14 protein-coding genes are annotated in these 17,531 nt (G+C 59.6%); 13 read left to right on the forward strand and 1 reads right to left on the reverse strand.

Features of this window, described 5'->3' with window-relative positions; translation table 11 throughout:
- Positions 1-116: 116 nt before the first annotated feature.
- The 11 genes from edd to ACIOMO_RS16090 all read left to right on the forward strand — a co-directional run bounded on the left by edd (position 117) and on the right by ACIOMO_RS16090 (position 14,050).
- Positions 117-1,943: a phosphogluconate dehydratase gene (edd, locus tag ACIOMO_RS16040; RefSeq protein ID WP_053123026.1), complete on the forward strand. Its 1,827-nt coding sequence runs from the start codon at positions 117-119 to the stop codon at positions 1,941-1,943.
- Complete coding sequence (locus ACIOMO_RS16045) at positions 1,940-2,899, forward strand: glucokinase (protein WP_401241965.1); 960 nt, start codon at positions 1,940-1,942, stop codon at positions 2,897-2,899. Before edd ends, ACIOMO_RS16045 begins: the two co-directional genes overlap by 4 nt.
- A 235-nt stretch (positions 2,900-3,134) precedes the next feature.
- The gene (locus ACIOMO_RS16050; RefSeq protein ID WP_008082801.1) at positions 3,135-3,866 is read left to right on the forward strand and encodes a response regulator; all 732 of its coding nucleotides are present in this window, start codon (positions 3,135-3,137) and stop codon (positions 3,864-3,866) included.
- Entirely contained in the window at positions 3,856-5,325 is a 1,470-nt protein-coding gene (locus tag ACIOMO_RS16055; protein WP_212548882.1) for an ATP-binding protein, read from the forward strand. The genes ACIOMO_RS16050 and ACIOMO_RS16055 overlap by 11 nt, the downstream gene beginning before the upstream one ends.
- Positions 5,326-5,548: 223 nt before the next feature.
- Complete coding sequence (locus ACIOMO_RS16060) at positions 5,549-6,808, forward strand: AGE family epimerase/isomerase (RefSeq protein WP_401241969.1); 1,260 nt, start codon at positions 5,549-5,551, stop codon at positions 6,806-6,808.
- Between the two features lie 118 nt (positions 6,809-6,926).
- A complete protein-coding gene (locus tag ACIOMO_RS16065) occupies positions 6,927-8,228 on the forward strand; it encodes an ABC transporter substrate-binding protein (protein ID WP_053123019.1) in 1,302 nt (433 codons plus the stop codon).
- 150 nt (positions 8,229-8,378) lie between these two features.
- A complete protein-coding gene (locus ACIOMO_RS16070; protein WP_008082808.1) occupies positions 8,379-9,287 on the forward strand; it encodes a carbohydrate ABC transporter permease in 909 nt (302 codons plus the stop codon).
- Positions 9,280-10,125 carry a carbohydrate ABC transporter permease gene (locus tag ACIOMO_RS16075; protein ID WP_007917872.1) on the forward strand — a complete coding sequence of 282 codons (846 nt, stop codon included), beginning with the start codon at positions 9,280-9,282 and terminating at the stop codon, positions 10,123-10,125. The genes ACIOMO_RS16070 and ACIOMO_RS16075 overlap by 8 nt, the downstream gene beginning before the upstream one ends.
- Positions 10,126-10,127: 2 nt before the next feature.
- Entirely contained in the window at positions 10,128-11,288 is a 1,161-nt protein-coding gene (locus tag ACIOMO_RS16080; RefSeq protein WP_053123017.1) for an ABC transporter ATP-binding protein, read from the forward strand.
- A 229-nt stretch (positions 11,289-11,517) separates the two neighbouring features.
- On the forward strand, positions 11,518-12,867 hold the full coding sequence (locus tag ACIOMO_RS16085; RefSeq protein WP_053123015.1) for a carbohydrate porin: 1,350 nt from the start codon (positions 11,518-11,520) through the stop codon (positions 12,865-12,867).
- Positions 12,868-13,195: 328 nt separating this feature from the next.
- On the forward strand, positions 13,196-14,050 hold the full coding sequence (locus ACIOMO_RS16090; RefSeq protein WP_400649627.1) for a D-hexose-6-phosphate mutarotase: 855 nt from the start codon (positions 13,196-13,198) through the stop codon (positions 14,048-14,050).
- A gap of 151 nt (positions 14,051-14,201) precedes the next feature.
- On the opposite strand, the gene ACIOMO_RS16095 is transcribed toward ACIOMO_RS16090, so the two are convergent.
- On the reverse strand, positions 14,202-15,062 hold the full coding sequence (locus ACIOMO_RS16095) for a MurR/RpiR family transcriptional regulator (RefSeq protein ID WP_171057240.1): 861 nt from the start codon (positions 15,060-15,062) through the stop codon (positions 14,202-14,204).
- Positions 15,063-15,288: 226 nt separating this feature from the next.
- Between ACIOMO_RS16095 and zwf the strand changes: the two genes are divergently transcribed.
- Positions 15,289-16,755, forward strand: coding sequence for a glucose-6-phosphate dehydrogenase (zwf, locus tag ACIOMO_RS16100; RefSeq protein ID WP_053123011.1), 1,467 nt, complete (start codon positions 15,289-15,291; stop codon positions 16,753-16,755).
- On the forward strand, positions 16,742-17,455 hold the full coding sequence (gene pgl / locus ACIOMO_RS16105; protein ID WP_159812809.1) for a 6-phosphogluconolactonase: 714 nt from the start codon (positions 16,742-16,744) through the stop codon (positions 17,453-17,455). The genes zwf and pgl overlap by 14 nt, the downstream gene beginning before the upstream one ends.
- Positions 17,456-17,531: the final 76 nt, after the last annotated feature.

Below are 17,531 nucleotides of genomic sequence, written 5' to 3' on the forward strand. Positions count from 1 at the left end.
TGACCTGAATCAACTGGTCCGAATGATCAAAAAAGCCGTCTGTCATTCCAACAACAACGGCGTTTGATCAGCATAGACAATCAGGTCGCCACATCCGTTAGCCTGGAGTTCTACACATGCATCCCCGCGTTCTTGAGGTCACCGAACGGCTTATCGCCCGCAGCCGCGCCACGCGTCAGGCTTACCTTGCACTGATTCGCGGCGCCGCCACTGACGGGCCGATGCGCGGCAAGCTGCAATGCGCCAACTTCGCCCATGGCGTGGCCGGTTGCGGCAGCGAAGACAAGCACAGCCTGCGGATGATGAACTCGGCGAACATCGCCATTGTTTCGTCTTATAACGACATGCTCTCGGCGCACCAGCCGTACGAAGTGTTCCCGGAACAGATCAAAAACGCCCTGCGCGAAATCGGCTCGGTCGGCCAGTTCGCCGGCGGTACTCCGGCGATGTGCGACGGCGTGACCCAAGGCGAGCCGGGCATGGAACTGAGCCTGCCGAGCCGCGAAGTGATCGCCATGTCTACAGCGGTAGCGCTGTCGCACAACATGTTCGACGGCGCGCTGATGCTCGGCATCTGCGACAAGATCGTGCCGGGCCTGATGATGGGTTCGCTGCGTTTCGGCCACCTGCCGACGATTTTCGTGCCGGGCGGGCCGATGGTTTCGGGGATTTCCAACAAGGAAAAAGCCGACGTGCGCCAGAAGTACGCCGAAGGCAAAGCGACCCGCGAAGAGCTGCTGGAATCGGAGATGAAGTCCTACCACAGCCCGGGCACCTGCACGTTCTACGGCACCGCCAACACCAACCAGTTGCTGATGGAAGTCATGGGTCTGCACTTGCCGGGCGCCTCTTTCGTCAACCCGAACACGCCGCTGCGTGACGCGCTGACCCGCGAAGCCGCGCACCAGGTGACGCGCCTGACCAAACAAAACGGCAACTTCATGCCTATCGGCGAAATCGTCGACGAGAAGTCGCTGGTCAACTCGATTGTGGCGCTGCACGCCACCGGCGGTTCGACCAACCACACCCTGCACATGCCGGCCATCGCCATGGCGGCGGGCATTCAACTGACCTGGCAGGACATGGCCGACCTCTCCGAAGTCGTGCCGACCCTGAGCCACGTCTACCCGAACGGCAAAGCCGACATCAACCACTTCCAGGCGGCGGGCGGCATGTCGTTCCTGATCCGCGAACTGCTCGGCGCCGGTCTGTTGCACGAAGACGTCAACACGGTGCTCGGCCACGGCTTGAGCAAGTACACCAAAGAACCCTTCCTCGATAACGGTGAACTGGTCTGGCGCGAAGGGCCGGTCGACAGCCTCGACGAAAACATCCTGCGCCCGGTCGCGCGTGCGTTCTCGCAGGAAGGCGGTTTGCGCGTGATGGAAGGCAACCTCGGGCGCGGTGTGATGAAGGTGTCTGCGGTGGCGCTGGAAAACCAGATCGTCGAAGCACCGGCGATGGTGTTCCAGGATCAACAGGATCTGGCTGACGCGTTCAAGGCCGGTCTGCTGGAAAAAGATTTTGTCGCCGTGATGCGCTTCCAGGGCCCGCGCTCCAACGGCATGCCCGAGTTGCACAAGATGACGCCGTTCCTCGGTGTGCTGCAGGATCGCGGCTTCAAAGTCGCGCTGGTAACTGACGGGCGCATGTCCGGCGCCTCGGGGAAAATCCCGGCGGCGATTCACGTCAGCCCCGAAGCTTATGTCGGCGGCGCTTTGGCACGCGTGCAAGAGGGCGATATCATCCGCGTCGATGGCGTCAAAGGCACTTTGGAACTTAAAGTCGACGCCGCAGAATTTGCAGCACGCGAACCCGCCAAAGGCCTGTTGGGCAACAACATCGGCAGCGGTCGCGAACTGTTCGGCTTTATGCGCATGGCTTTCAGCTCGGCAGAGCAGGGCGCCAGCGCCTTCACTTCTGCCCTGGAGACGCTTAATTGAAACTGGCTTTGGTCGGTGACATCGGAGGCACCAACGCACGGTTTGCGTTGTGGAAAGATCAGCAACTGGAATCGGTTCAGGTCTTGGCCACCGCCGACCACGCCAGCCCGGAAGAGGCGATCAGCCTCTACCTGAGCGGGCTCGGTCTGGCGCCGGGTTCGATCGGTTCGGTGTGCCTGTCGGTGGCCGGTCCGGTCAGCGGTGATGAATTCAAATTCACCAACAATCACTGGCGCCTGAGCCGCACGGCGTTCTGCAAAACCTTGCAGGTCGAGCAGTTGTTGCTGGTCAACGACTTCTCGGCAATGGCGCTGGGCATGACCCGTTTGCAGCCGGGCGAATTTCGCGTGGTCTGCGAAGGCACGCCGGAGCCGTTGCGCCCGGCGGTGGTGATCGGCCCGGGCACTGGCCTTGGCGTGGGCACTTTGCTCGATTTGGGCGAAGGCCGTTTTGCGGCGCTGCCGGGCGAGGGCGGTCACGTCGATCTGCCGCTGAGCAGCCCGCGTGAAACGCAATTGTGGCAGCACATCCATAACGAAATCGGCCATGTCAGTGCCGAGACGGCGTTGAGCGGCGGCGGTTTGCCACGGGTTTACCGGGCGATCTGCGCGGTCGATGGCCATGAGCCGACACTCGATACGCCGGAAGCGATTACCGCGGCCGGTCTGGCGGGTGATCCGATTGCGCTGGAAGTGCTCGAGCAGTTCTGCTGTTGGCTCGGCCGTGTCGCCGGCAATAACGTGCTGACCACGGGTGGGCGTGGCGGGGTGTTTATCGTTGGCGGCGTGATTCCACGGTTTGCCGATTTCTTCCTCGAAAGCGGTTTTGCCCGCAGCTTTGCGGATAAGGGCTGCATGAGTGATTATTTCAAAGGCATACCGGTGTGGCTGGTGACAGCGCCGTATTCCGGCCTGATGGGCGCGGGTGTGGCCCTCGAGCAATCCAGCCCAACCTGAAGTGCAATCCAGCTTCAAGAGTGAACCTTTGTGGCGAGGGGATTTATCTGTGGCGAGGGGATTTATCCCCGATGGGTCGCGCAGCGGCCCCAAAAAAAAAAAGGGCTGCTGCGCAACCCATCGGGGATAAATCCCCTCGCCACAGGTTTATCTTTCACAGTGGTTCTGTGGTGTTTGTAAGTTCGATGCTTAAGGCATAATCCGCCCCAATTCCAACAACAAGGATGCCTTCGAAGTGAGCTCAGTCAACAAGTCGATATTGTTGGTCGATGACGACCAGGAAATACGCGAGTTGCTGGAAACCTACCTGACCCGCGCCGGGTTTCAGGTACGTGCCACGGCCGATGGCGCCAGTTTCCGCCAGGCACTCAACGAGGCGCCGAGTGATCTGGTGATCCTCGATGTCATGCTGCCCGACGAAGACGGCTTCAGCCTGTGCCGCTGGGTGCGTCAGCATCCGCGTCAGGCGCAGGTGCCGATCATCATGCTCACCGCCAGTTCCGACGAAGCCGATCGCGTGATCGGACTCGAACTCGGCGCTGACGACTACCTCGGCAAACCCTTCAGCCCGCGCGAACTGCAAGCGCGGATCAAAGCCCTGCTGCGCCGCGCGCAATTCGGTCAGGAACGTAACGGCAGCGAAGTCCTGGCGTTCGATGAATGGCGGCTGGACATGGTCAGCCATCGCCTCTTTCACACCGACGGCGAAGAAGTGATTCTCTCCGGCGCCGACTTCGCCCTGCTGAAACTGTTCCTCGATCATCCGCAGGAAATCCTCGACCGCGACACCATCGGCAACGCCACCCGTGGCCGCGACCTGATGCCGCTCGATCGCATCGTCGACATGGCCGTCAGCCGCTTGCGCCAACGCCTGCGCGATACGGAAAAACCGCCGCGACTGATCCGCACCGTGCGCGGCAGCGGTTACCAATTGGCAGCCAATGTGGTTGCCGGCAATGGTCACTGAGTCGCTGCGTAAACTCGCCGCCCAGGTGCCGGTACCGCGCTCGCTGCTCGGGCGGATGTTGCTGCTGACCTTGCTCGCCGTGCTGTTCGCGCAGACGTTGTCCAGCGTGATCTGGGTCTCGCAACTGCGCGCCACCCAGCTCGAAGGCCTGGTCACCAGCGCCCGCAGCCTCGCCCATTCGATGACCGCCAGCGTCAGTTATTTCCGCTCGTTGCCGGTGGCTTATCGTCCGTTGGTGCTCGACCAATTGCGCAGCATGGGCGGCACCCGATTTGTCGTGACGCTCAATGACAAACCGCTGGGCATGGACGTTTTGCCGGTCACCCCGCGTAAAGCCGCAGTGATGAAAGCGGTCGACGAAGTGCTGCGCCAGACCCTCGGCCATGACACCGATATTTCGGTGACCTTTGTCAGCCCCGAAGATCTACGAATCTTCAATGCCGGGCTGAAACTCGATGAATTGCCACGCTCGTGGGCGCATTACGCGTTGACCCTCGAGCCGGTCAATCCGCCGGTTCTGGTCACGCAAATCCAGATGGCGCCGGGCGAATGGCTGTACATCGCCTCGTTGCTGCCCGAGCCGTACACCAGTCTTGAAGAACAAGGCCTGCCGTCGCAACAGGTGTGGTTCATCGTCCTCACCAGTGGCTTTTTGTTGTTGTTCATCGGCGTGCTGGTGCACTGGCAGAGCCGCCCGCTCAAGCGTCTGGCACGTGCGGCGCGGGACATGTCGCTGGGTGCCGACGTTGAGCCGGTGGCGGAGGGCGGCGGCAGTGAAGTGGTGGAAGTAGGGCGCGCGTTCAACAGCATGCGCGAACGCATCAGCCGCTACCTGACCGAACGCAGCCAGTTGTTCAGTGCTATTTCCCATGACCTGCGCACACCGATCACGCGATTGCGTTTGCGCGTGGAGTTGCTTGAAGACGAGCAACTGCAAGCCAAGTTCGGCCGCGATCTCGACGAGTTGGAGTTGCTGGTCAAAGGCGCGCTGCAATGCGTGAAAGACACCGACATCCACGAGAACATTGAACCGGTCGATCTCAATCATGTGCTCGACTGTCTGGTCGAGCCGTATCTGGCGCCAAACGGCAATGGCCGCGTGACCCAACAGGGCCGGGCACTGGCGGCGTATTCGGGCAAGCCGTTGGCGCTGAAGCGCTGCATTGGCAACTTGATCGACAACGCGTTGAAGTACGGGCAGAACGCGCATCTGCACATCGATGACGATGACAGCGCGTTTGTCTTGCACGTTGATGATGAAGGCCCTGGCGTGCCGGAGCAGCGGCTGGAGCAGGTGTTCGAGCCGCACTTCCGGTTGGCGGGGCAGCAGCAGGGTTATGGGCTGGGGTTGGGTATTGCGCGCAATATTGCTCATAGCCATGGCGGCGAAGTGACGTTGCAGAATTTGCGTGAGGGTGGGTTGCGGGTGACCCTGCAATTGCCGCGCAGTGCTGACTAGGTAGACCGCGTTATCGTTCTTCGCGAGCAAGCCCGCTCCCACAAGTGACCGCGTTCCATCGGGAAGAATGCGGTCGAATGTGGGAGCGGGCTTGCTCGCGAAGGCGTCCGACCTGACAACACAAATGTCACTGGCTGGTGACAAAACCCGCCCCCTTCGTTACAAGCCCGCCCCGGCCCGTTGTTTAGACTCCCCGCAGTCATAACAACAAAAAAGGCCACCCATGGATCGCTTCCAACCCGGCTTCAGCAGTTGGCTGAACGCCCCTGCCCACCAGCAATGGCTCGCCGCTGAAGGCCTGCGTCTGCTGGATTTCGCCAAGGCTGCAAAACTCCCGCAAGGTTTCGGCAACCTCGACGAACGCGGCCGCCTGCCAGCGAACGCGCAAGCCGAAACCATGAATACCGCGCGCATGACCCACAGCTTCGCCATGGCCCATATTCAGGGCTTGCCGGGTTTCGCTGAACTGGTCGATCACGGCATCGCCGCACTGCGCGGGCCGTTGCGTGATGCGTTGCACGGTGGCTGGTTCGCCGTCGCCGAACACCGCGACGACAACACCGGCAAAAACGCCTATCTGCATGCCTTCGTCGCGCTGGCCGCCAGCTCTGCTGTGGCCGCCAAACGCCCCGGCGCGCAAGCGTTGCTGGATGATGCGATCGACATCATCGACACGTATTTCTGGAGCGAAGAAGAGGGCGCCATGCGCGAATTCTTCAATCGCGACTGGAGCGAAGAAGAAGCCTATCGCGGCGCCAACAGCAACATGCACGCGACCGAAGCGTTCCTCGCGCTGGCCGATGTCACTGAAGACCCGCGCTGGCTGGTGCGTGCGCAACGCATCGTCGAGCGGGTGATCCACGCTCACGCTGCCGGCAACGGTTACATGGTCATCGAACACTTCGATCGCGACTGGCAACCGCTGCGTGAATACAACCACGACAATCCTGCTGACGGTTTTCGCCCTTACGGCACCACGCCGGGCCACGGTTTCGAGTGGGCGCGGCTGTTGCTGCACCTCGAAGCGGCGCGGGTGCAGGCCGGCATGCTCACGCCCGGTTGGCTGGCGACCGATGCGCAGAAACTTTTCGAGAACAATTGCCGCAACGGCTGGAACGTCGATGGTTTGCCGGGCATCGTTTACACCCTCGACTGGCACAACAAAGCCGTCGTCCGTCATCGCTTGCACTGGACGCACGCCGAAGCCAGCGCCGCCGCCAGCGCCTTGCTCAAACGCACCGGCGATGAGCAATACGAAACCTGGTACCGGCTGTTCTGGGAATTCTGCGAAACGCATTTCATCGATCGTTGCGACGGCAGTTGGCACCACGAACTCAACCCGCAAAACGTCCCAAGTGCCGATATCTGGGCGGGCAAACCCGATCTGTATCACGCCTGGCAAGCGGTGCTGATCCCTCGTCTACCCTTGTCACCGAGCATGGCGACTGCTTTGGCGCAGTTGTCTCAAGAGATTCCTGTGTAACCATACGGTGACATTCGCGCGTCCCTTCGTTACCTGCGAAGGGAATCGCCCTGTTTAAACTCCTGTGCAGCGCAAGCACCAGACTTGCATGCATAACAACAAGAAAGGTACATCTCAGATGAATGCGATTTCTCGCCTCGCTACTGTCATTTCTGTCGCCTCCCTGTTCCCGCTCGCAATTCTGCCTCTCAGTGTTTCTGCTGCCGAATCCAAAGGTTCGGTCGAAGTCGTGCACTGGTGGACGTCCGGTGGCGAAAAAGCCGCTGTTGATGTGCTCAAGGCTCAAGTCGAAAAAGACGGTTTCACCTGGAAAGACGGCGCTGTCGCCGGTGGTGGCGGTGCCACTGCCATGACCGTGTTGAAAAGCCGTGCCGTTGCCGGCAACCCGCCTGGCGTTGCTCAGATCAAAGGCCCGGACATCCAGGAATGGGCATCGACCGGCCTGCTCGACACCGACGTGCTGAAAGACGTCGCCAAGTCGGAAAAGTGGGACAGCCTGCTCGACAAGAAAGTCTCCGATACCGTGAAGTACGACGGTGATTACGTGGCCGTGCCGGTGAACATTCACCGCGTGAACTGGCTGTGGATCAACCCGGAAGTCTTCAAGAAAGCCGGCATCACCAAGAACCCGACCACCCTCGAAGAATTCTACGCTGCGGGCGACAAGCTGAAGGCTGCGGGCTTCATTCCGCTGGCTCACGGCGGTCAGCCTTGGCAGGACAGCACCGTGTTCGAAGCCGTGGTGCTTTCGGTCATGGGTGTCGATGGTTACAAGAAAGCCCTGGTTGATCTGGACAACGGCGCGCTGACCGGTCCGGAGATGGTCAAGGCACTGACCGAGCTGAAGAAAGTCGCGACCTACATGGACGTCGACGGCAAAGGTCAGGACTGGAACCTGGAAGCGGCCAAAGTCATCAACGGCAAGGCCGGCATGCAGATCATGGGTGACTGGGCCAAGTCCGAATGGACTGCCGCCAAGAAAATCGCCGGCAAGGATTACGAGTGCGTAGCCTTCCCGGGCACCGACAAAGCGTTCACCTACAACATCGACTCGCTGGCTGTGTTCAAGCAGAAAGACGCAGGCACTGCGGCCGGTCAGAAAGACATCGCCAAAGTCGTGTTGGGTGAAAACTTCCAGAAAGTCTTCAGCATCAACAAAGGCTCGATCCCGGTTCGCAACGACATGTTGAACAACATGGAAGCGCTGGGCTTCGATTCCTGCGCACAGACCGCTGCCAAAGACTTCCTGGCTGACGCCAAATCCGGCGGCCTGCAACCAAGCATGGCGCACAACATGGCGACCACGCTGGCCGTGCAAGGCGCGTTCTTTGATGTCGTGACCAACTACATCAACGACCCGAAAGCCGACCCGGCCGACACCGCCAAGAAACTCGGCGCAGCGATCAAGTCCGCCAAGTAATGCTTGGCCCCTGTAGGAGTGAGCCTGCTCGCGATAGCAGTTGGTCAGGTAACAGATTTATCAACTGACTCACCGCAATCGCGAGCAGGCTCACTCCTACAAGGGGGCGAGTTGCCCATGTAGTCCTTTTCTCTCGTACTGGATTTCCCCATGAGTTCTGTTGCTGTGTTCAGCAAGGCCTCGCCGTTCGATGCATTGCAGCGCTGGCTACCAAAACTGGTGCTGGCGCCGAGCATGTTCATCGTTCTGGTGGGCTTCTATGGCTACATCCTGTGGACGTTCGTGCTGTCGTTCACCACCTCGACCTTCCTGCCCAACTACAAGTGGGCCGGTCTGGCGCAATACGCGCGGTTGTTCGATAACGATCGCTGGTGGGTCGCGAGCAAAAACCTCGCGGTGTTCGGCGGCATGTTCATCGGCATCACCTTGGTGATCGGCGTGTTGCTGGCGGTGTTCCTCGACCAGCGCATCCGTCGCGAAGGCTTTATCCGCACCATTTACCTGTACCCGATGGCGCTCTCGATGATCGTGACCGGTACCGCGTGGAAATGGCTGCTCAACCCGGGCATGGGCCTGGACAAATTGTTGCGTGACTGGGGCTGGGAAGGCTTCCGTCTCGACTGGCTGATCGACCCTGATCGCGTGGTGTATTGCCTGGTGATCGCTGCTGTCTGGCAAGCCTCGGGCTTCATCATGGCGATGTTCCTCGCCGGCCTGCGTGGCGTTGATCAATCGATCATCCGTGCCGCCCAGATCGATGGCGCGAGCATGCCGATGATCTACTGGAAAGTCGTACTGCCAAGTCTGCGTCCGGTGTTCTTCAGTGCCGTGATGATTCTGGCGCACATCGCGATCAAGAGCTTCGACCTGGTCGCGGCAATGACCGCTGGTGGTCCGGGTTACTCCTCCGACCTGCCCGCGATGTTCATGTATTCCTTCACCTTCAGTCGCGGCCAGATGGGCATGGGCTCGGCCAGTGCGATTCTGATGCTCGGTGCGATCCTCGCGATCATCGTGCCTTACCTGTATTCCGAGCTGAGGACCAAGCGCAATGACTAGTCTCGCTGCCAAACCTGCTATCAGCCTGAGTCGCATCGCGATCTACGCGGTGCTGATTCTCGCTGTCCTGCTTTATCTGGTGCCGCTGGTGGTGATGTTGCTGACCAGCTTCAAGACCCCGGAAGACATCAGCACCGGCAACCTGTTGAGCTGGCCGACCGTGGTCAGCGGCATCGGCTGGGTCAAGGCCTGGGCCACGGTTGACGGTTACTTCTGGAACTCGATCAAGATCACCGTTCCGGCCGTGATCATCTCCACCGCCATCGGTGCGTTGAACGGTTATGTGCTGTCGTTCTGGCGCTTCCGTGGTTCGCAGTTGTTCTTCGGTCTGCTGTTGTTCGGTTGCTTCCTGCCGTTCCAGACCGTGCTGCTGCCGGCCTCGTTCACCCTCGGCAAAATGGGCCTGGCGAGCACCACTACCGGCCTGGTGTTTATCCACGTGGTTTACGGTCTGGCGTTTACTACGCTGTTCTTCCGTAACTACTACGTGAGCATTCCGGATGCGCTGGTGAAAGCCGCACGTCTGGATGGCGCGGGTTTCTTCACGATTTTCCGCCGCATCATTCTGCCGATGTCGACGCCGATCATCATGGTCTGCCTGATCTGGCAATTCACCCAGATCTGGAACGACTTCCTGTTCGGTGTGGTGTTCTCCAGCGGTGATTCGCAACCGATCACGGTGGCGCTGAACAACCTGGTCAACACCAGCACCGGCGCCAAGGAATACAACGTTGATATGGCAGCGGCGATGATCGCCGGCCTGCCGACCCTGCTGGTCTATGTGGTCGCAGGCAAGTATTTCGTGCGCGGGCTGACGGCCGGCGCAGTCAAGGGGTAATCATGGCAACGCTCGAACTTCGCAACGTAAACAAGACCTACGGTGCCGGCCTGCCGGACACCCTGAAGAACATCGAACTGTCGATCAAGGAAGGCGAATTCCTGATCCTCGTCGGCCCGTCGGGCTGCGGCAAATCGACGTTGATGAACTGCATCGCCGGTCTGGAAACCATCACCGGCGGCGCGATCATGATCGGTGATCAAGACGTCAGTGGCATGAGCCCGAAGGATCGCGACATCGCCATGGTGTTCCAGTCCTACGCGCTGTACCCGACCATGAGCGTGCGCGAGAACATCGAATTCGGCCTGAAAATTCGCAAGATGCCTCAGGCGGCGATTGATGAAGAAGTCGCTCGCGTCGCCAAGCTGCTGCAGATCGAACATTTGCTGAACCGTAAACCGGGTCAGCTCTCCGGTGGTCAGCAACAGCGTGTGGCGATGGGCCGTGCACTGGCGCGTCGTCCGAAGATTTATCTGTTCGACGAACCGTTGTCCAACCTCGACGCCAAGCTGCGCGTCGAGATGCGCACCGAAATGAAACTGATGCACCAGCGTCTGAAAACCACCACGGTCTACGTGACCCACGACCAGATCGAAGCAATGACCCTGGGCGACAAAGTGGCGGTGATGAAGGACGGCATCATTCAGCAGTTCGGTACGCCGAAAGAGATCTACAACGACCCGGCCAACCTGTTCGTCGCGAGCTTCATCGGTTCGCCGCCGATGAACTTCATTCCGCTGCGCCTGCAACGCAAGGACGGTCGTCTGCTGGCGCTGCTCGACAGCGGCCAGGCCCGTTGCGAACTGCCGATGAGCATGCAGGATGCTGGTCTTGAAGATCGCGAAGTGATCCTCGGCCTGCGCCCGGAACAGATCGTTCTGTCGAACGGCGAGGGCAATGGCCTGCCCAGCATTCGTGCCGAAGTGCAGGTCACCGAGCCGACCGGTCCGGACACGCTGGTATTCGTCAATTTGAATGAAACCAAAGTCTGCTGCCGTCTGGCGCCGGACGTGGCACCGCAGGTGGGCGAAAGCCTGACGCTGCAATTCGATCCGTCGAAAGTGTTGTTGTTCGATGCCAACACCGGCGAGCGCCTCGGCACTGCCGGTCAACCACAGACCGATGCGCGGTCTGCGAACGTGGCCCAATTCAAAGGCCGCTGAAGATCAAATGTGGGAACGGGCTTTTGTGGCGAGGGGATTTATCCCCGTTGGGTCGCGCAGCGGCCCCATAAAAGCGGGGTCTGCTACGCAGCCCAACGGGGATAAATCCCCTCGCCACAGGGCTCACTCCTACAAAGGAGCACGCGGCGGATTGCCTGTAATCCATCGCAATTTAAGTAAACCGCGTTAGATAAAAACAGTTAATAACAATAAAGACGAGGATGTAGGGATGAAAAAGAAACACGTCAATGCCCGGTTGATCTGCCAAGTATCAGCTGCGGCGGCATTGGTGCTGGCCGGTAACGCCATGGCGGCGGATGCCTTCAGCTCCGATTCGAAATGGATGACGGGCGACTGGGGTGGCGAGCGTACCAAGCTGATCGAGCAGGGTATCGACATCAAGGCTGACTACGTTGGGGAAGTCGGTGGCAACCTGAACGGTGGCTACAACGACGACAAGACTGCGCGTTACGCTGACCAGTTCGGTCTGGGCGTGGCACTCGATCTGCAAAAGCTGTGGGGCTGGGACAACACTCAGGCCAAGATCCAGCTGACCAACCGTAACGGTTACAACATCTCCAACGACCGCGTTGGCGATCCGCGTGCCGGCACCCTGAGCTCCTCGCAGGAAGTTTATGGTCGTGGCCACATGGTGCGTCTGACCCAGTTGTGGATTCAGCACCAGTTCTTCGACAACAAACTCGACGTCAAGGCCGGTTACTTCGGTGAAGGCGAAGACTTCAACACCTTCCCGTGCGACTTCCAGAACCTGGCGTTCTGCGGTTCCCAAGTGGGTAACTGGGCCACCAACATCTGGTACAACTGGCCCGTCAGCCAGGCCGCGATCCGCGTGAAGTACAACATCAACGACGAGCTCTACGCGCAAATCGGTGCTTACAACCAGAACCCGTCGCAGCTGGAACACGGCAACGGCTTCAAACTCAGCGGCAGTGGTACCAAAGGGACTGTGCTGCCGGTTGAATTGGTCTGGTCGCCGAAGGTCAACAGCCTGCCGGGCGAATACCGCGTCGGTTACTACAAGAGCACGGCCGATGCCGACGACGTTCGTGAAGACGTCAACGGTTTCGACGCTGCTACCACGGGCGACGCTTACAAAACCCACAGCAGCAAAAGCGGCTACTGGTTTGTGGCGCAACAGCAACTCACCAGCCACAACGGTGATGCTTCTCGCGGTCTGAACATCGCGGCCAACGCCACGTTCCACGACAAAGACACCAACTTCATCGACAACTACCAGTCGGTGATGTTTGTCTACAAAGGCCCGTTCGACGCGCGTCCGAAGGATGACGTCGGTATCGGCGCGGCACGTATCCACGTCAACGATGACGTGAAGAAAAACGCCGAGCTGCTGAACGTTTCCAACGGTGTGTCGGATTACGACAATCCGGTGTTCTCGCCGATTCGTGAAACCGAATACAACTACGAAATCAACTACGGCTTCCACGTAACAAACTGGCTGACCGTACGTCCTAACCTGCAGTACATCACTCACCCGGGCGGTGTGGATGATGTGGACAACGCATTGGTCGCTGGCCTGAAAATTCAGTCTACGTTCTAACGCGTCTGCGATAAGCTCCTCTCTATGTGCGCATATTTGCGGACAGCCAAGGCTGTCCGCTTTTTTTTGTGACATAGGTTTGATGTGTTGCTTGATGATTTTTGTGGCTGGAGAGTTTTTTGTGGTGAGGGGATTTAGCGAAACGTCGCACCGCCCCGATGGGCTGCGAAGCGGCCCCAAACACTGCAATCGCGATATCACTGACAGACTGCATCCGCTGGTTTCATGACTGCTGCGCAGCCAATCGGGGATAAATCCCCTCGCCACAAAGTGCTGTGCAAGGCTTTTGGATTGATAAGTACCCCCATGATTTTCAGGACCGTGGCCCATGCATGAGCATCCGCTACAACGCTTCTTCAAATCCCTGCGCGAACAGCCGATATTCGCCTGGGAGCGCTATCAGATGCGCGACGTGTTGGTGATCGATCACCCGCTGTGTCAGGCGGTGTTCAGTCGTCAGGGCGCGCAGTTGCTGCACTTTCAGCCGCGCGGGCAAAAACCGTGGTTGTGGTGTGCGGCAAAGTGGCCGCATGTCGGGGCGATCCGTGGCGGTGTGCCGGTTTGCTGGCCGTGGTATGGCCGTCATCCGAGTGAGAACGCATGGCCGTCGCATGGTTGGGCGCGCCTGCTCGACTGGAAGTTGATCGACAGCAGCACCTGCGATGACGGCGTGCGTCTGCACTGGCAATTGCAACTGTGCGACTGGCAGGTTGACCTGCACGCGCACCTTGGCGAACGCATGGATCTGCGCCTGAGCACCGAGCATCAGGATGATATGCCGTGCCAGTTGAGCCAGGCTTTGCACGCTTACTGGCGTATTGGCGATGTTGGTGAGATAGCGCTGTCTGGACTCGAAGGGGCGCAGGGTTACGATCAGTTGAGCCGCCAGACCTGTCAGCAGGAAGGCGAGTTGCGCGTGGATGGCGGGTGTCAGCGCGTGTTCCAGCATGACGGCGAATTACAGCTCAAGGATCACGCCTGGCAGCGCGAGTTGTGCATCGATACCGGCGACAGTGCCGACACAGTGGTCTGGCATCCCGGGGCGCGGCCGTTGTTGGGCGTGACGTGGGATGAGATTTCGGAGTTTGTCTGTGTGGAAGCGGCGGCGGGCGGGACGGACAGCTTGCACCTGGCGCCGGGGGAGAAGGCGCATTTGAGTTTGCAGGCGTGGGCGGCGGCTTGATGATCGTTCCCACGCTCTGCGTGGGAATGCCTCAAGGGACGCTCCGCGTCCAGTGACGCGGAGCGTCCCGGGCTGCATTCCCACGCAGAGCGTGGGAACGATCAACCCCTGTAGGAGCTGCCGAAGGCTGCGATCTTTTACGCGAAGCGTCCTAATTAAATTCATCCCCAACCGGATACCGGCTGGCATTCAAGCTCTCTTTGATCTTGCGCAAATGCGGCTGGAAATCCACCCCGCGCCGCAAGGTCATCCCGGTCGCCAACACATCCAGCACGGTCAACTGAATGATCCGCGAAGTCATCGGCATATAGATGTCGGTGTCTTCCGGCAGCGGAATGTTCAGGCTCAACGTACTGGCCTTGGCCAGTGGCGAATTCTCCGCCGTCAAACCCAACACCGAAGCCCCGTTCTCGCGAGCAATGCGCGCCACTTCCACCAGTTCACGGGTACGCCCGGTGTAGGAAATGATCACGAACAGCTCACCGGTGTGCGCCACCGAAGCAATCATCCGCTGCATCAGTACATCAGCATGCGCGGTAACGGCCAGGTTGAAACGGAAAAACTTGTGCTGCGCATCCAGCGCCACCGGTGCCGAAGCGCCGAGACCAAAGAAGTGGATCTGCCGTGCCTGAATCAACAGGTCAACGGCGCGGCTGATCAGGTTCGGATCCAGCGCCTGACAAGCGCTGTCCAGCGAGGCGATGGCGCTGCCGAAAATCTTTTGCGTGTAGGCCTCGGGATTGTCATCGGCCTCGACCGCGCGGCTGACGTACGCCGCGCCACTGGCCAGGCTCTGCGCCAATTGCAGCTTGAGTTCCGGGTAGCCGCTGACGCCGAACGAACGGCAGAAACGGTTGACCGTCGGTTCGCTCACCGACGCGGCCTGGGCGAGGGCGGCGATGCTGAAGCGGGTGGCCTGCTGTGGGTTGAGCAGGATCACCTCGGCGACTTTGCGTTCGGCCTTGTTCAGGTCTTCAAGGCGACTCTGGATCTGTTCCAGTAAATTTCGCACGCGGTCCATATGGAATTCCTAATTCACCAGCGCAAAGGTGCGCTGATCTATGCAAATTGGGCCTTTGATGTGGCCCGTCACGGTGGCCTATCCTACTGATGGCTCCGACCGACCACCACTCGGAATCTGTATTTTGCGAAAATGTTGTGGTTATTACTACATTTTCCCTTGAGTGATGCCTTGAAAAAAGGTATTTGTAGCTTAACTTGATAAAAGAACAAACATCATGCCTTCGATTACGGTTGAACCGTGCACCTTTGCCTTGTTCGGCGCTCTCGGCGATCTGGCCCTGCGCAAGCTGTTTCCTGCCCTGTATCACCTCGATGGCGCCGATCTGTTGCACGAGGACACGCGCATCATCGCGTTGGCCCGTGAAGACGGCACCGAGCAGCAGCACCTGGCGTTCATCGCCGCCGAACTGCGTCGCTATGTCGGCAAAGAGCTGGACGAAGCCGTGGCCGAGCGCTTTCTTGCGCGCCTGAGCTACCTGCACGTCGACTTCCTCAAGGCTGAAGACTATGTCGCGCTGGCCGAGCAGGCCGGCAGCACGCAACGCATGATTGCTTACTTCGCCACACCGGCAGCGGTGTACGGCGCGATCTGCGAGAACCTGGCGAGCGTCGGTCTGGCAGAAAACACCCGCGTGGTGCTGGAAAAACCGATCGGCTCCGACCTCGAATCGTCGCGCAAGGTTAACGATGCCGTGGCTCAGTTCTTCCCGGAGAACCGCACTTACCGTATCGACCACTATCTGGGCAAAGAAACCGTTCAGAACCTGATCGCCCTGCGTTTCGCCAACAGCCTGTTCGAAACCCAGTGGAACCAGAATTACATCTCCCACGTGGAAATCACCGTGGCCGAGAAGGTTGGCATCGAAGGCCGTTGGGGCTACTTCGACAAGGCCGGCCAACTGCGCGACATGATCCAGAATCACCTGTTGCAGCTGCTCTGCCTGATCGCCATGGATCCACCGGCTGACCTGTCTGCCGACAGCATCCGTGACGAAAAAGTAAAAGTGCTCAAGGCGCTGGCGCCGATCAGTCCGGAAGGTCTGACCACGCAAGTAGTGCGCGGCCAGTACATCGCCGGCCATAGCGAAGGCAAATCCGTCCCGGGTTACCTCGAAGAACCGAATTCCAACACCCAGAGCGACACCGAAACCTTCGTCGCTTTGCGTGCCGACATCCGCAACTGGCGCTGGGCCGGCGTGCCGTTCTACCTGCGCACCGGCAAGCGTATGCCGCAGAAGTTGTCGCAGATCGTTATCCACTTCAAGGAACCGTCGCACTACATTTTCGCCCCCGAGCAGCGCTTGCAGATCAGCAACAAACTGATCATCCGCCTGCAACCGGACGAAGGCATTTCCTTGCGCGTGATGACCAAAGAGCAGGGCCTGGACAAAGGCATGCAACTGCGCAGCGGGCCGCTGCAATTGAATTTCTCCGACACCTGGCGTAGCGCGCGGATCCCCGATGCCTATGAGCGGTTGTTGCTGGAAGTGATGAACGGCAATCAGAACCTGTTTGTCCGTAAAGATGAAATCGAAGCCGCGTGGAAATGGTGTGACCAGTTGATCGCCGGGTGGAAAAAATCCGGTGACGCGCCCAAGCCGTACGCGGCCGGGTCGTGGGGGCCGATGAGCTCCATTGCATTGATCACGCGGGACGGGAGGTCGTGGTATGGCGATATCTAATGTGCAACTGCCTGCGGGCGTAAACGCTCACGAATTCAAGAGCCCGGTGCTGTTGGCTGAAGGTCTGGCGCTGAATGTCGCCAAGCAATTGAGCGAGGCCATTGCGGCACGCGGCAACGCGGTGCTGGTGGTGTCGGGCGGTCGCAGCCCGGTGGCGTTTTTCCAGCACCTGGCCAAACAGGAACTGGACTGGTCGAAGGTCATCGTGACCCTCGCCGACGAGCGCTGGGTACCGGTTGAACATGCCGACAGCAATGCCGGTCTGCTCAAGCAGTACCTGCTCAAAGGCCCAGCGGCGAAAGCGCAGTTCCTCAGCCTTTATAGCGCTGCGGCGAACGTCGAGCAGGCGGCCGAACAGGCTGATCGCTTGCTCGCTGAACTGCCGCCGATTGACGTGCTGGTGTTGGGCATGGGCGATGACGGTCACACCGCGTCGTTGTTCCCCAACAGCCCGAACCTGGCCGAAGCGCTGCAAGCCGATGGCACTCGCCGTTGCTGGCCGATGCTGGCGCCAAGCGTGCCGCGTCAGCGCTTGACCATGAGCCGTGCGCTGCTGGCTTCGGCGAAACACAAGATTCTGTCGATTTCCGGTCAGTCGAAACTGACCACCCTGAATGCCGCGCTGGCATCCGATGACGTCGCCGCCATGCCGGTGCGCGCGTTTCTGCAACCTACGTTAGAGATTTACTGGTGCCCATGAGCCAAGGAACAGCCGCTATGACAACCCCATCCCCGACCCTTTCCAAGGCGGACAAAGTTGCCCTGATCGACAGCCT

It is taken from the genome of Pseudomonas sp. NPDC087804 (assembly GCF_044742965.1).
In the GTDB taxonomy this organism is placed as follows: domain Bacteria; phylum Pseudomonadota; class Gammaproteobacteria; order Pseudomonadales; family Pseudomonadaceae; genus Aquipseudomonas; species Aquipseudomonas rustica.

Excerpts from the sequence above, each read along its gene's own strand:
- ACIOMO_RS16075 (WP_007917872.1), top strand. The coding sequence starts at position 9,280 with ATGACTAGTCTCGCTGCCAAACCTGCTATCAGCCTGAGTCGCATCGCG.
- zwf (WP_053123011.1), top strand. The coding sequence starts at position 15,289 with ATGCCTTCGATTACGGTTGAACCGTGCACCTTTGCCTTGTTCGGCGCT.
- ACIOMO_RS16090 (WP_400649627.1), top strand. The coding sequence starts at position 13,196 with ATGCATGAGCATCCGCTACAACGCTTCTTCAAATCCCTGCGCGAACAG.
- ACIOMO_RS16085 (WP_053123015.1), top strand. The coding sequence starts at position 11,518 with ATGAAAAAGAAACACGTCAATGCCCGGTTGATCTGCCAAGTATCAGCT.
- ACIOMO_RS16080 (WP_053123017.1), top strand. The coding sequence starts at position 10,128 with ATGGCAACGCTCGAACTTCGCAACGTAAACAAGACCTACGGTGCCGGC.
- pgl (WP_159812809.1), top strand. The coding sequence starts at position 16,742 with ATGGCGATATCTAATGTGCAACTGCCTGCGGGCGTAAACGCTCACGAA.
- ACIOMO_RS16070 (WP_008082808.1), top strand. The coding sequence starts at position 8,379 with ATGAGTTCTGTTGCTGTGTTCAGCAAGGCCTCGCCGTTCGATGCATTG.
- ACIOMO_RS16055 (WP_212548882.1), top strand. The coding sequence starts at position 3,856 with ATGGTCACTGAGTCGCTGCGTAAACTCGCCGCCCAGGTGCCGGTACCG.
- ACIOMO_RS16065 (WP_053123019.1), top strand. The coding sequence starts at position 6,927 with ATGAATGCGATTTCTCGCCTCGCTACTGTCATTTCTGTCGCCTCCCTG.
- ACIOMO_RS16060 (WP_401241969.1), top strand. The coding sequence starts at position 5,549 with ATGGATCGCTTCCAACCCGGCTTCAGCAGTTGGCTGAACGCCCCTGCC.
- edd (WP_053123026.1), top strand. The coding sequence starts at position 117 with ATGCATCCCCGCGTTCTTGAGGTCACCGAACGGCTTATCGCCCGCAGC.